Source organism: Eisenbergiella tayi (assembly GCF_001881565.1).
Taxonomy (GTDB): Bacteria; Bacillota; Clostridia; order Lachnospirales; family Lachnospiraceae; genus Eisenbergiella; species Eisenbergiella tayi.
The window spans coordinates 15,496-28,125 of the sequence record NZ_MPDJ01000020.1 but is presented as its reverse complement, the minus strand read 5'-3'; the positions used below and the strand labels follow the sequence as shown (position 1 = coordinate 28,125).

Here is a 12,630-nt window from a genome sequence, read left to right as displayed (position 1 = left end):
AACAGCGGCAAAAAAGTGGAAAAGACAGAGAGAACAGAACGTCCGTGTGTGTTGGCAAAGCTGAACCAGTTCAAAGGGGTGTGCAAAGAGGCCGTGGTGGATCGCACCTGTCTCTTCAACACAGCTCTCCCGGGGGTAAGGCAGCTTCGCCGCGTCCCTTCCCGGCAGCAGCCCCGGACAGTCAGTGTTCCTTAAAGGGGACGTTCTCACTCGGCTGAAAACGCAGCAGTACTAACGCTGCAAAAGACGCAGCGTAAGGACTGGCGTTTTTAGACGCCCCTTACAGGAATCACTGACTGTCCGGGGCTGCTGCCGGGAAGGGACGCGGCGAAGCTGCCTTACCCCCGGGAGAGGAACCTTTGTCCCTGGCGGCACCCACTTTTTTTATCCGTACACAAGCAATAGTTCTCCTTGTAATTCTGTGTGGACTTTAGTAAAATAGGAAGGTGACAGTAATTGTAAACCAATATTTAAAACAGGATAACATATGGAAAACGAAAAGAAACAGGATATTATAAAAACCAAGGATCTTACCTTTGATTATATCAGGCATGACGAAGAAGGAAATGAGGAAGGCGCTATCCGTGCTGTGGACGGTGTGAACCTGGAGGTGAAGCCGGGGGATTTTATTGCCATACTCGGACATAATGGCTCAGGAAAGTCCACACTTGCCAAGCATATCAATGCGCTTCTGGTTCCAACCTCAGGCACCATTTGGGTGGATGGAAAAATCACTTCGGAGGAAAGCAATATATGGGATATCCGCCAGACGGCGGGAATGGTGTTCCAGAATCCCGATAATCAGATCATCGGACAGGTGGTGGAAGAGGATGTTGGCTTCGGGCCGGAAAACATGGGGGTTCCCACAAAGGAAATATGGGAACGGGTGGAGGAAAGCCTGAAGGCGGTGGGAATGTATGAGTACCGTAAATATTCCCCTAATAAGCTTTCCGGCGGTCAGAAACAGCGGGTATCCATAGCCGGTGTGCTGGCGATGCATCCGAAATGTATTGTGCTGGACGAGCCTACGGCCATGCTGGATCCCAGCGGGCGGAAGGAGGTTATCCGGGCGGCCAGGGCATTGAACGAAGTGGAAAATGTTACGGTCATCCTGATAACCCACTATATGGAAGAAGTTATTTACGCGGATCAGGTAGTCGTTATGGATGAAGGCAGAATAGTGATGAAAGGTACGCCGAAAGAGGTATTTTCCTGTGTGGACGAGCTGAAGGCGCTTCGGCTGGATGTGCCGCAGGTGACCCTTTTAAGCTATGAACTGAAAAAAGCGGGCCTTCCTCTGCCCGATGGGATTCTTACCACAGAGGAACTGAAAAAAGAACTGCTTGCATTAAAAACAGGGAGCATGGGAAATGGCAATTAAACTGGAGCATGTGAATTATATATACGGCGCGGATACGGAATTGTCGGTGGCGGCCTTGAAGGATGTGAACCTTTCCATAGAGGACGGGCAGTTCATCGGGCTTATCGGCCATACCGGTTCGGGGAAGTCCACTCTGGTACAGCATTTAAACGGACTTTTGAAGGCGACAAGCGGGGCAATCTATTATAATGGAAAGAATATCTATGACAAGGATTATAATATGAAGGAGCTGCGCAGTAAGGTAGGCCTTGTATTTCAATATCCGGAGCATCAGCTGTTTGAAATCGATGTTTTTTCCGATGTCTGCTTTGGACCGAAGAATCTGGGGCTGTCTAAGGAAGAAATACAGGCCCGGGCGATGGAGGCTCTGGAGCTGGTGGGGATTGGAGAAGAGTATTATAAGCAGTCCCCGTTTGATCTGTCCGGCGGACAGAAAAGAAGAGTGGCGATTGCCGGAGTGCTGGCCATGAAGCCGGACATGCTGGTGCTGGATGAGCCTACGGCCGGCCTGGATCCAAAAGGCCGGGATGAAATATTGGGAGAAATTTCCCTCCTGCGTGAAAAAACCGGAATGACTATCGTGCTGGTATCTCACAGCATGGAAGATGTGGCAAATTATGTGAACCGGATTATTGTGATGAATAAGGGGAGCGTCATGTTCGATGACGAACCTAAAAGGGTATTTGCGCATGGGAAGGAGCTGGAGGCGGTAGGACTCGCGGCCCCTCAGGTGACCTATATTATGCAGACGCTGAAGGAAGCGGGATTGGCAGTGGAAACAGACGCCACTACTTTGACGGAAGCCAGGGACTCCATTCTGGCAGCCTGCGGGCATGGGAAGGAAAAATAGGCTATGTTAAGAGACATTACATTAGGGCAGTATTATCAGACGGAATCGGTGGTCCATCGGCTGGATCCGAGAGTGAAGCTGATTGCGACCGTTATTTTTATTATTTCTCTTTTTGTGGTAAATAATTTCTGGGGATATCTGCTGGCGGCGCTGTTCCTGGCCGGGATGATCAAGCTGTCCCATGTCCCCTTTAAATTTATGATAAAAGGAATGAAAGCTATTCTATTCCTTTTAATTCTTACCGTGGTATTTAATCTGTTTCTCACTCCCGGAGAACCGCTGATATCTCTGTGGAAGCTGACCATCACTAAGGAAGGGCTGCGAACGGCGGTATTCATGGCTGTACGCCTGAGTTTCCTGATTATCGGTTCCTCCGTGATGACGCTGACAACCACCCCCAATAACCTGACAGACGGGATGGAAAGCCTGCTGAAACCTCTTAAAAGAATCCATGTGCCAGTGCATGAAATATCTATGATGATGTCCATTGCCCTGCGTTTTATCCCGATCCTTCTGGAAGAAACGGATAAAATTATGAAAGCCCAGATAGCCAGAGGAGCGGATTTTGAAAGTGGGAACCTGATCAAGAAGGCGAAAAGCATGGTTCCGCTGTTGGTTCCTCTTTTTATTTCTGCCTTCCGCCGGGCCAACGATCTGGCGATGGCTATGGAAGCGCGCTGTTACCGGGGAGGCGAGGGCAGGACAAAGATGAAACCGCTGATTTATAAAAAAAGGGACTATACTGCTTTTGCGGTGCTGGGGCTTTACCTGGCGGCGGCTGTACTGACTGTGCTGATACCATAAATCGGGAAGGGATGAGTTATGAAAAGAGTTATGCTGACAGTGGCTTATGACGGCACAAACTATCATGGCTGGCAGCTGCAGTCAAACGGGATCAGTATAGAGGAGGTCCTCAACAGGTGCCTGACGGAGCTTCTGAAGGAACCGGTGCAGGTGATCGGCGCGAGCCGGACGGATTCCGGCGTACATGCCTTCGGGAATATTGCCGTTTTTGACACACAGGCCCGTATGCCGGGAGATAAATTTTCCTATGCCCTGAACCAGCGTCTGCCGGAGGATATCCGGATCCGGGGCTCCAGAGAGGTGCCTCTCACCTTTCATCCCAGAAAGACGGACAGCATAAAGACGTATGAATACCGGATCTTAAATGAAGAATTTCCCAATCCGGTGAAACGGCTGTACAGTCATTTCACATATCTTCCTCTGGATGAAAAGAAGATGAATGAAGGGGCAAAGTTCCTTATCGGTGAACATGACTTCAAAAGCTTCTGCAGTGTAAATGCCCAGGTGGAATCCACCGTACGCACCATTTACAGCTGCGAGGTGCAAAGAGAAGGGACAGAGCTGGTCATCCGGATCAGCGGAGGAGGCTTTCTTTATAATATGGTACGTATTATCGCGGGGACTCTGATGGAGGTGGGAAACGGAAAATATCCGCCCGAAGCAGTGGCCGATATACTGAAGGCGAAGGAGCGTACGGCAGCAGGGCCTACCGCTCCGGCCAGAGGACTTACCTTGATTTCTTATGAATTCCCTGAACTGAAGGAATCACCTGAACGGCAGGAAATATTGTGAATGAAAACGAATGTATCTGCACTTCTGACTATGAAAAGGAGCGGCCTATGAGGATAATGGTGGTAAACGACGATGGAATTGAGTCCGATGGAATCCGCAGGCTTGCCGGAATGGCGGCAGAACTGGGTGAGGTATGGGTGGTGGCTCCCAGACATCAGTGCAGCGCCATGTCCCATTGTATAACCGTTCGGGGAAGCCTGCATGTGAAAGAAGAAAGTTTCCCTGTCCCCGGAGTGAAGGCATACAGTGTGGACGGAACTCCCGCCGATTGTGTGAAGGTGGGGATAAAGTATCTTCTGCCGGAAAAGCCGGATATTGTATTTTCCGGGATAAACTGCGGCTATAACGTGGGAGCGGATATATTGTATTCCGGTACGGTGGGAGCCGCGATGGAAGCTTTGCTTAATGGGATTCCGGCAATTGCCTTTTCGGAGGAAAGAGGAGGAAGCGGCGCGGCTGCGGATACCCATCTGCTGCCGGTGGTCAGAAAGCTTTTGGCAAAGGAAATCGCAAAAGATGAAATATGGAATGTAAACTTCCCCGGCTGCCCTCCGGAAGAACTGCAGGGAATCCGTGAAAACCGTATTCCGGACAGGATTCCTTTTTTCATGGATGATTACCAGGTGGAAGAGCGGGAAGATAAGAGCTTCTGTTTTTTTGTTTCCGGCAAAGCAGCACAGACGGCAGGAAAGGGAACGGATATGGAAGCGGTTCTGGAACGGTACATTTCCATTGGAAAAATCCGAAATGAGGTCCTCGGAAGCCGTTCGGATGGATAAATGATCTAAAAGGCCCTGTTTTATGGTGAAAAAGGCCAGTTTTATGCGAATTTTCTTAAGAAAAGATATTGACACGCGCGGATCCGTATAATATAATAACTCAATGTGACGATGTTGAAAAATGTCTTACCAAAGCCCCGGAAAGACATTTTGATATAAATAATATGTGGAAAACCCCAATTCCCAGGGTGAGTACATGAGCCAGTCATGCGGATCAGAAGATCCAAAATCCGTACAAATCGATGGAGGTATACTATGAAGACATTTATGGCCAATCCGGCTAAGATTGATAGAAAATGGTATGTTGTTGATGCAGAAGGCCAGACACTGGGCCGCCTGGCATCCGAAATTGCCAAGGTTTTAAGAGGAAAGAACAAACCGGAGTTCACACCCCATATTGATACAGGCGATTACGTAATCGTAATCAATGCAGAGAAGATTCAGGTAACCGGTAAGAAGATGGATCAGAAGATTTACTACCATCATTCCGATTACGTTGGAGGCATGAAAGAAGTTACCCTGAAAGAAAAAATGGCTAAGAAACCGGAACAGGTTATCGAACTGGCTGTTAAGGGTATGCTCCCGAAGGGACCTTTAGGAAGACAGATGTACACCAAGCTTCACGTTTATGCAGGACCGGATCACAAGCATGAAGCTCAGAAACCTGAAGTACTGACATTTTAATCCAAAGGAATCTATTAAGGAGGAAATAGAAAATGGCTAACGCAGCAAAATATTACGGAACTGGCAGAAGAAAAAAATCTATCGCAAGAGTATATCTTGTACCTGGAAAAGGTGATATTACTATTAATAAAAGACCCATCGATGAGTATTTCGGACTGGAGACTCTGAAAGTTATCGTTCGTCAGCCTATGGCAGCAACCGACACAGACGGCAAGTTTGATGTTCTGGTTAATGTAAAGGGCGGCGGATATACCGGACAGGCAGGCGCTATCAGACATGGTATCGCAAGAGCTCTTCTGGAAGCAGATTCTGAGTTCAGACCTACCCTTAAGAAAGCTGGATATCTGACACGTGACCCTCGTATGAAAGAAAGAAAGAAATACGGTCTCAAGGCAGCTCGTAGAGCACCTCAGTTCAGCAAGAGATAATCTGCTGTTCAAACCGTATCAAAATGGTTCAAAAACCCCGGAAAATCAAGGTTTTCCGGGGTTTTACTATATCTAAACGGGCTAATATAGTTTGACTAAATTTGGTAAAACGAGAGCCGTTTTCACCCAATTTTCCGTGGTTAAATATAGGACAACCGGCAAAAATGGGGGTAAAAAAAGGGGTTAGTGGTTAAATTATAGGACAACCGAGAGCTGATTTTTGCGGTGTTTTTGGGGCGCTTTTCAGCTCTCCTTCCCTTTGTTTTGGGCTGTGGCAGTTTGGCATAGCTTGACCTAATTTGGATAATTGAATATGAATTTGATACAGCACTCAGTGTAAAATGACTGGGTGTTTTTTCATTTCAAGAACTCGTATTCCGGCGATAGAAAGAGCCGTCACTTCACTTTTAATTTTGGAGTGGCGGCTTTTTCTATTTCCAGAAGCAACAGCAACAATCAGAAATGAGGTGAAGTCAATGAACACGCAAATCATCGCCATCGCCAACCAGAAGGGCGGCGTTGGCAAAACCACAACCTGTGCCAATCTTGGAATCGGTTTGGCGCAGGCTGGGAAGAAAGTCCTGCTGATCGACGGAGACCCGCAAGGCAGCCTGACCATCAGCCTGGGTTATCCCCAACCGGACAAGCTACCCTTTACCCTTTCCGACGCGATGGGACGCATCCTGATGGACGAGCCGCTGCGACCCGGTGAGGGCATCCTGCACCACCCGGAAGGCGTTGACCTGATGCCTGCTGACATTCAGCTCTCCGGCATGGAGGTTTCTCTGGTGAACGCCATGAGCCGCGAGACTATCCTGCGGCAATACCTGGACACCGTAAAGGGACAGTATTCCCATATCCTGATTGATTGTCAGCCCTCCCTGGGTATGCTCACGGTCAATGCGCTGGCAGCCGCCAATAGGGTCATAATTCCCGTCCAGGCTGAGTATCTGCCCGCAAAAGGATTAGAACAGCTGCTCCAAACAGTAAATAAGGTGAAGCGACAGATTAACCCCAAACTCCAGATTGACGGCATCCTGCTGACGATGGTGGACAACCGCACCAACTTTGCCAAGGAGATCGCCGCCCTGCTGCGGGAGACCTACGGCAGCAAAATCAAGGTGTTCGCCACCGAGATTCCCCATTCTGTTAGGGCAAAGGAAATCAGCGCCGAGGGCAAGAGCATTTTTGCCCATGACCCTGGCGGCAAGGTGGCTGAGAGCTACAAAAATCTGACGCAGGAGGTGACGAAACTTGAAAAGCAGCGCGAAAAAAGTAGAGCTGGCATCGGTAGATGATCTTTTTACCACGGAGCAGGAACGTCAGGAAGCCGACGAAGAGAGAGTTGTCCGTATCCCCCTTACACAATTGCACTACTTTAAAGGGTATCCAGCTATGCAGACCGAGGTGCCATTTACAGGTCAGCCTTACCGTTTCAAGGATGATGACCCCAAGATGCAGGAAACGCTGGATAGTGTTAAAAAGCGCGGTGTTCGTGCGCCTGGCCTTGTGCGCCCTGACCCGGATGGTGGCTATGAGATTATTTCTGGCCATCGCCGCCACCGAGCCAGCGAGTTGGCAGGTTTGGAGGATATGCCAGTCATTATCAGGGATATGACCGATGAAGAAGCGGTTATAGAGATGGTAGATGCCAATATCCAGCGCGAGAAAGTTATGCCCAGTGAAAAAGCATGGGCTTATCGCATGAAGTTAGAGGCCATCAAACATCAGGGAGCAAGAACAGACCTTACTTCTGTTCAAGTCGAACAGAAGTTGAGTGCCCGTGACAAGGTGGCCAAAGATGCTGGTGAGAAAAGTGGCATTCAGATCATGCGTTATATCCGATTAACCGAGCTAATTCCCGAACTGTTGGATATGGTGGATGAAAAGAAAATCGCCTTTAATCCGGCCTACGAGCTGTCTTTCCTCAAAAAAGAGGAACAGATCCAGCTTTTGGACGCGATGGACAGCGAACAGGCCACCCCCTCTCTCTCCCAGGCCCAGCGGCTCAAGAAGTTCAGCCAAGAGGGGCGTTTATCCATTGATGTGATGCGGGCCATTATGGGCGAGGAAAAGAAAAGCGATCTGGACAAGGTGACATTCACTTCGGACACTTTGCGGAAGTATTTTCCCAAGAGTTATACTCCGGCCAGGATGCAGGAAACCATTATCAAGCTGCTGGAACAGTGGCAGAAAAAACGCCAGCAACAGCATGAACGCTGAGAAAGGAGCAGCCTATGAGGGATATTTCAGCCCGTGAGCTGAAAGGACATAACATTCTTGCCGTGGAGCGTTTTCAGGATAACACTCGCCGGATGATTGAGTTTTCTGTCCTGCGTTCCTGCGCCTACGGCAGTCCCGGTGATGAAATGCGGCTGTTTCTTACGGAGGACGGCTATCAGGCCGCCCTCGTAAGCCAGAAGCGCCGGGAAATCAAAATCAGGCGGCACGCCCGTATCATCGAGGGACACATCCTCGATTTTAAGCCGGACAAGCACCGCCGCCACTCATAAACAAGCCATTACTGCGAAAGGAAAGGATTGAAATGTGCACTGTAAAGGAAATCCGGGAAGCAATCCGGGAGGATTGTCGTTCCCAGCATGATATGGAAACCGCCGACATTGACCGCATTTTCCAGACGCTCCCGTTTTCACAGAGGAATAGCCTGCTGGATAAACCGCCCATGCCTAAGCGCCCCTACCGGCGCAGGAAAAAAGAACAGAAATCGTGACCGCCACAATTCTTTTTACAGGAGTGTGGCGTTTTTCATACCCTGAGAAATTTGGAAGGAGTGAGGTCAATGGCCATATTTCGTATTGAACGAACCAGAGATTATACCGTGATGAGCAACCATCATTTACGCAACGGGAAGCTGTCCCTCAAGGCCAAGGGGCTGCTTTCCATGATGCTGTCCTTGCCGGAGGACTGGAACTACACCACCAGAGGGCTTGCGAAAATCTGCAAGGAGGGCGTGGACGCTATCGGCGGCGCGCTGCGGGAGCTGGAAACTGCCGGGTACATTGTACGCCATCAACTGCGGGATCGGCAGGGCCGGATCAGCGACACCGAGTATGTCATCTATGAGCAACCGCAGCCGAAGAACCCGGATACGCCCCAGCCGGATACGGCTTCACCAGATACGGAAAACCCGGATATGGAGAAACCGGATACGGAAAAGCCCGCAGAATTAAATATAGAGAAATCCAATACTCAAAAAATAATAACAGATGGATCAAGTATCGATTCTATTCCCTTCCGGGAGAAAACGGCGGCAAGACTGCCGGAACGGAAAGGAAGGGATGCGATGTCAGTCTCCGAGATAGAAAATTATCGGGATTTGATTTTAGAGAACATTGAGTATGACTACCTGTGCAGGGAGTTTGCTACCTATCGGGAGGATTTGGACGAGATCGTGGAGCTGATGGTGGAAACCGTCTGTGCCAGACGCAAAACCACCCGGATCGCTGGCAGCGACTTTCCCCATGAGGTGGTGCGCTCCCGTTTTTTGAAGCTGGACAGCGAACATATCCGGTTTGTCATGGACAGCTTGCAGAAAAACACCACCGAAGTCCGCAACATGAAGCAATACCTGCTGACGGTGCTGTTTAACGCTCCCACCACCATCAGCAACCACTACACTTCACAGGTCAATCACGATATGAACGCAGGCGGCTGGTAAGGCCGTCTTTTTTCATCCCACAACAATGTCTTTTACAGGAGGTTACGCTATGAATCAGATGGAAATTTTCAGCAATCAGGAGTTCGGCAGTATCCGCACTTTTGAGCAGGACGGCAAAGTGCTGTTTTGCGGAAAGGATATTGCGAAAGCACTTGGATACCAACGTACCGCTGATGCCATCACAGCCCACTGCAAAGGGGTCTGCGTTTTACCGACCCCTTCTAACGGCGGTATTCAGCGAATGAAATTTATTCCCGAAGGCGATGTGTACCGCCTAATCGTTCACAGCAAGCTGCCCTCTGCGGAACGGTTTGAACGCTGGGTATTTGATGAGGTGCTGCCCTCTATCCGAAAACACGGGGCTTACATCACCAGAGAAAAGCTGTGGGAGGTTGCCACTTCCCCGGAAGCCATGATGAAACTCTGTTCCGACCTGCTGGCCGAGCGCGAGGAAAATGCGGTGCTGCGGAAAGAAAACGCCATGCTGGAGGGCAAGGCAGCCTTTTATGACCTGTTTATCGACCTCAAGCACAGCACCAACCTCCGCACCACCGCCAAAGAACTGGTTGTGCCGGAGCGCCGGTTTGTCCGATTCCTGCTGGAACAGCGGTTTGTGTACCGCGCCCCGTCCGGGAATGTGCTGCCTTATGCAAAGCCTGCCAACGACGGCCTGTTTACCGTTAAGGACTACTGCAATCATGGGCATACCGGCTCCTATACACTGGTAACGCCCCAGGGCAAGCTCTTTTTTGCCCAGCTGCGGGACAGCATCCTGCTGATGATATGATGATGCGGTATCTTCTGCGGCGGCTGGTGGTTCCGCCTTAAATTTTCTGACCCATCCCTGCAAAATCTGCGGAAAGGAGGCGTTATCCCATGCAGGAAGAAGTGGAAAACAGGACTTTAACGCTGGTAGTCAACGGCACAAAGTTCACCGGGCGGCTGTTTAAGGCCGCCATTTGTAAATACCTTGCCCACTGCAAGGAAAAGAAGCTGAATAAGCAGCGAAAACGGGAAATCCCAGTCAAACCCCAGGGCAAGCAGACGGTCAAGCAGCTTGTAGGGCAGAATCAGGGCGTATCCAACATTGAGATCACCGACCCCTCCATCAAGGAGTTTGAAAAGATTGCCCGGAAATACGGTGTGGATTATGCGGTGAAAAAAGACCGCAGCACCTCCCCGCCCAAGTACCTGATCTTTTTCAAAGGTCGGGATGCGGATGCGCTGACCGCCGCCTTTACTGAGTACACCGGCAAAAAAGTGAAAAAAGCAGAGAAAACAGAGCGTCCGTCTGTGCTGGCAAAGCTGAACCAGTTCAAAGAGCTGGTCAAAAATGCCGTGGTGGATCGCACCAGGCGAAAGGAGCTGGAACGATGAAAAAGCAGCTTGACATCAAAAAGCTCCTGATTTTGAACCTGCCGTATATTCTGATGGGACTGTTTGCCACCAACTTCGGAGAAGGATGGCGCAGGGCGCAGGGCGCGGACGCTTCGGCAAAAATGCTCTCGTTCTTCTCCACGCTGCCGGTGGCGCTGGCAAGCTGGTGGCCCAGCCTGCACCCGCTGGATTTACTGGTGGGTCTGTGCTGTGGTGCTGGCCTGCGGCTGGCGGTCTATCTCAAGAGCAAGAACGCCAAAAAGTATCGCCACGGCATGGAGTATGGTTCTGCCCGCTGGGGAACCCATGAGGACATCGCTCCTTACATCGACCCGGTGTTCCAGAACAATGTGATTCTGACGAAAACCGAGAGCCTGACTATGAACAGCCGTCCCAAAGACCCCAAGACTGCCAGAAACAAAAATGTGCTGGTGATTGGCGGCTCCGGTTCCGGTAAGACCCGGTTCTGGCTGAAACCGAACCTGATGCAGATGCACAGCTCTTATGTGGTCACAGACCCCAAAGGCACCATCCTGGTGGAGTGCGGCAAAATGCTCCAGCGAGGCACCTCCAAGCTGGGCAAGGACGGCAAACCCATGAAGGATAAGCACGGCAAGGTCATCTATGAGCCGTACCGGATCAAAGTCCTCAACACCATTAACTTCAAGAAGTCCATGCACTATAACCCCTTTGCCTACATCCACTCGGAGAAGGACATCTTGAAGCTGGTCACCACGCTGATCGCCAATACCAAGGGCGAGGGCAAGGCCGGGGACGATTTCTGGGTCAAGGCGGAAACGCTTTTGTACTGCGCCCTTATCGGGTATATCCACTATGAGGCCCCGGTGGAGGAACAGAATTTTTCCACCCTCATCGAGTTCATCAATGCGATGGAGGTCCGGGAGGATGACGAGGAGTTCAAAAACCCCGTTGACCTGATGTTTGACGCGCTGGAGGCAGAGAAGCCCAACCATTTCGCTGTCCGCCAGTACAAAAAGTACAAGCTGGCAGCTGGCAAAACCGCAAAATCCATCCTGATTTCCTGCGGTGCGCGCCTTGCTGTGTTCGACATTGCGGAGCTGCGGGAGGTCACTTCCTACGACGAGCTGGAGCTGGACACCCTGGGAGACAGGAAAACCGCCCTGTTCCTCATTATGAGCGACACGGACGATAGCTTTAACTTTTTGATCTCCATGTGCTACACCCAGCTGTTCAACCTGCTGTGTGAAAAAGCGGATGATGTTTACGGCGGCAGACTTCCGGTCCATGTGCGCTGTCTTATCGACGAGTGCGCCAACATCGGCCAGATTCCCAAACTGGAAAAGCTGGTGGCCACCATCCGAAGCCGTGAGATCTCCGCTTGTCTGGTGTTGCAGGCGCAAAGCCAGCTCAAAGCCATTTACAAGGACAACGCCGATACCATCATCGGCAATATGGATACCTCCATTTTCCTGGGCGGCAAGGAGCCGACTACCCTCAAGGAACTGGCTGCCGTGCTGGGCAAGGAAACCATCGACACCTACAACACCGGAGAGAGCCGTGGGCGGGAAACTTCCCACTCGCTCAATTATCAAAAATTAGGGAAAGAGCTGATGAGCCAGGACGAGCTGGCCGTCATGGACGGCGGCAAGTGCATCCTTCAGCTGCGCGGTGTGCGCCCTTTCCTTTCGGATAAGTACGACATCACCAAACACCCCAATTTCAAATACACAGCCGATGCAAGCGACAAGAACGCTTTTGACATTGAAGCATTTCTGTCCACCCGGCTGAAGCTCAAGCCCAATGAGGTCTGCGACGTGTACGAAGTAGATACAGAGGGTGCTTAAATCTGTTCCGCTGTGAAAGGAGTGGTCTTA

General features: G+C 50.5%; 15 protein-coding genes and 1 pseudogene. All 16 read left to right on the top strand.

The genetic code is table 11. The features are described 5' to 3' along the window. Nucleotides 1–105, top strand: a pseudogene (locus tag BLA28_RS34375) (PcfB family protein); the annotation flags it as partial. Between the two features lie 382 nt (nucleotides 106–487). Next, nucleotides 488–1,381 (top strand): energy-coupling factor transporter ATPase, encoded by an 894-nt coding sequence (locus BLA28_RS32870; RefSeq protein WP_069157536.1) that lies wholly within the window; start codon nucleotides 488–490, stop codon nucleotides 1,379–1,381. Continuing rightward, nucleotides 1,371–2,231 (top strand): energy-coupling factor transporter ATPase, encoded by an 861-nt coding sequence (locus BLA28_RS32865; RefSeq protein ID WP_069157535.1) that lies wholly within the window; start codon nucleotides 1,371–1,373, stop codon nucleotides 2,229–2,231. Before BLA28_RS32870 ends, BLA28_RS32865 begins: the two co-directional genes overlap by 11 nt. Before the next feature lie 3 nt (nucleotides 2,232–2,234). Further along, complete coding sequence (locus tag BLA28_RS32860) at nucleotides 2,235–3,035, top strand: energy-coupling factor transporter transmembrane component T family protein (RefSeq protein WP_009256093.1); 801 nt, start codon at nucleotides 2,235–2,237, stop codon at nucleotides 3,033–3,035. Between the two features lie 18 nt (nucleotides 3,036–3,053). After that, a complete protein-coding gene (truA, locus tag BLA28_RS32855) occupies nucleotides 3,054–3,827 on the top strand; it encodes a tRNA pseudouridine(38-40) synthase TruA (RefSeq protein ID WP_069157534.1) in 774 nt (257 codons plus the stop codon). Continuing rightward, nucleotides 3,824–4,606 carry a 5'/3'-nucleotidase SurE gene (gene surE, locus BLA28_RS32850; protein WP_242880596.1) on the top strand — a complete coding sequence of 261 codons (783 nt, stop codon included), beginning with the start codon at nucleotides 3,824–3,826 and terminating at the stop codon, nucleotides 4,604–4,606. The genes truA and surE overlap by 4 nt, the downstream gene beginning before the upstream one ends. A gap of 255 nt (nucleotides 4,607–4,861) precedes the next feature. Continuing rightward, nucleotides 4,862–5,290, top strand: a complete 429-nt coding sequence (gene rplM / locus BLA28_RS32845) for a 50S ribosomal protein L13 (protein WP_009256090.1) — start codon at nucleotides 4,862–4,864, stop codon at nucleotides 5,288–5,290. 32 nt (nucleotides 5,291–5,322) lie between these two features. Continuing rightward, entirely contained in the window at nucleotides 5,323–5,718 is a 396-nt protein-coding gene (gene rpsI / locus BLA28_RS32840) for a 30S ribosomal protein S9 (RefSeq protein ID WP_009256089.1), read from the top strand. 476 nt (nucleotides 5,719–6,194) lie between these two features. Continuing rightward, nucleotides 6,195–7,016, top strand: a complete 822-nt coding sequence (locus tag BLA28_RS32830) for a ParA family protein (RefSeq protein WP_002570944.1) — start codon at nucleotides 6,195–6,197, stop codon at nucleotides 7,014–7,016. After that, nucleotides 6,973–7,941: a ParB/RepB/Spo0J family partition protein gene (locus tag BLA28_RS32825; RefSeq protein WP_002570943.1), complete on the top strand. Its 969-nt coding sequence runs from the start codon at nucleotides 6,973–6,975 to the stop codon at nucleotides 7,939–7,941. The genes BLA28_RS32830 and BLA28_RS32825 overlap by 44 nt, the downstream gene beginning before the upstream one ends. Before the next feature lie 14 nt (nucleotides 7,942–7,955). Then, complete coding sequence (locus BLA28_RS32820; protein WP_002570942.1) at nucleotides 7,956–8,231, top strand: DUF5720 family protein; 276 nt, start codon at nucleotides 7,956–7,958, stop codon at nucleotides 8,229–8,231. A 26-nt stretch (nucleotides 8,232–8,257) separates the two neighbouring features. Further along, the gene (locus BLA28_RS32815; RefSeq protein WP_432762375.1) at nucleotides 8,258–8,449 is read left to right on the top strand and encodes a hypothetical protein; all 192 of its coding nucleotides are present in this window, start codon (nucleotides 8,258–8,260) and stop codon (nucleotides 8,447–8,449) included. Between the two features lie 69 nt (nucleotides 8,450–8,518). Next, nucleotides 8,519–9,397, top strand: a complete 879-nt coding sequence (locus BLA28_RS32810) for a DUF6017 domain-containing protein (RefSeq protein WP_006771838.1) — start codon at nucleotides 8,519–8,521, stop codon at nucleotides 9,395–9,397. Nucleotides 9,398–9,446: 49 nt separating this feature from the next. Then, nucleotides 9,447–10,184 (top strand): BRO family protein, encoded by a 738-nt coding sequence (locus BLA28_RS32805; protein WP_002570939.1) that lies wholly within the window; start codon nucleotides 9,447–9,449, stop codon nucleotides 10,182–10,184. Nucleotides 10,185–10,273: 89 nt separating this feature from the next. After that, nucleotides 10,274–10,774, top strand: coding sequence for a PcfB family protein (locus BLA28_RS32800; protein WP_002570938.1), 501 nt, complete (start codon nucleotides 10,274–10,276; stop codon nucleotides 10,772–10,774). Beyond that, the gene (locus BLA28_RS32795; RefSeq protein ID WP_024738124.1) at nucleotides 10,771–12,600 is read left to right on the top strand and encodes a VirD4-like conjugal transfer protein, CD1115 family; all 1,830 of its coding nucleotides are present in this window, start codon (nucleotides 10,771–10,773) and stop codon (nucleotides 12,598–12,600) included. Before BLA28_RS32800 ends, BLA28_RS32795 begins: the two co-directional genes overlap by 4 nt. Nucleotides 12,601–12,630: the final 30 nt, after the last annotated feature.

Excerpts from the sequence above, each read along its gene's own strand:
- BLA28_RS32810 (WP_006771838.1), top strand. The coding sequence starts at position 8,519 with ATGGCCATATTTCGTATTGAACGAACCAGAGATTATACCGTGATGAGC.
- BLA28_RS32830 (WP_002570944.1), top strand. The coding sequence starts at position 6,195 with ATGAACACGCAAATCATCGCCATCGCCAACCAGAAGGGCGGCGTTGGC.
- BLA28_RS32860 (WP_009256093.1), top strand. The coding sequence starts at position 2,235 with ATGTTAAGAGACATTACATTAGGGCAGTATTATCAGACGGAATCGGTG.
- truA (WP_069157534.1), top strand. The coding sequence starts at position 3,054 with ATGAAAAGAGTTATGCTGACAGTGGCTTATGACGGCACAAACTATCAT.
- BLA28_RS32795 (WP_024738124.1), top strand. The coding sequence starts at position 10,771 with ATGAAAAAGCAGCTTGACATCAAAAAGCTCCTGATTTTGAACCTGCCG.
- BLA28_RS32800 (WP_002570938.1), top strand. The coding sequence starts at position 10,274 with ATGCAGGAAGAAGTGGAAAACAGGACTTTAACGCTGGTAGTCAACGGC.
- rplM (WP_009256090.1), top strand. The coding sequence starts at position 4,862 with ATGAAGACATTTATGGCCAATCCGGCTAAGATTGATAGAAAATGGTAT.
- BLA28_RS32805 (WP_002570939.1), top strand. The coding sequence starts at position 9,447 with ATGAATCAGATGGAAATTTTCAGCAATCAGGAGTTCGGCAGTATCCGC.
- rpsI (WP_009256089.1), top strand. The coding sequence starts at position 5,323 with ATGGCTAACGCAGCAAAATATTACGGAACTGGCAGAAGAAAAAAATCT.
- BLA28_RS32870 (WP_069157536.1), top strand. The coding sequence starts at position 488 with ATGGAAAACGAAAAGAAACAGGATATTATAAAAACCAAGGATCTTACC.
- BLA28_RS32820 (WP_002570942.1), top strand. The coding sequence starts at position 7,956 with ATGAGGGATATTTCAGCCCGTGAGCTGAAAGGACATAACATTCTTGCC.
- BLA28_RS32865 (WP_069157535.1), top strand. The coding sequence starts at position 1,371 with ATGGCAATTAAACTGGAGCATGTGAATTATATATACGGCGCGGATACG.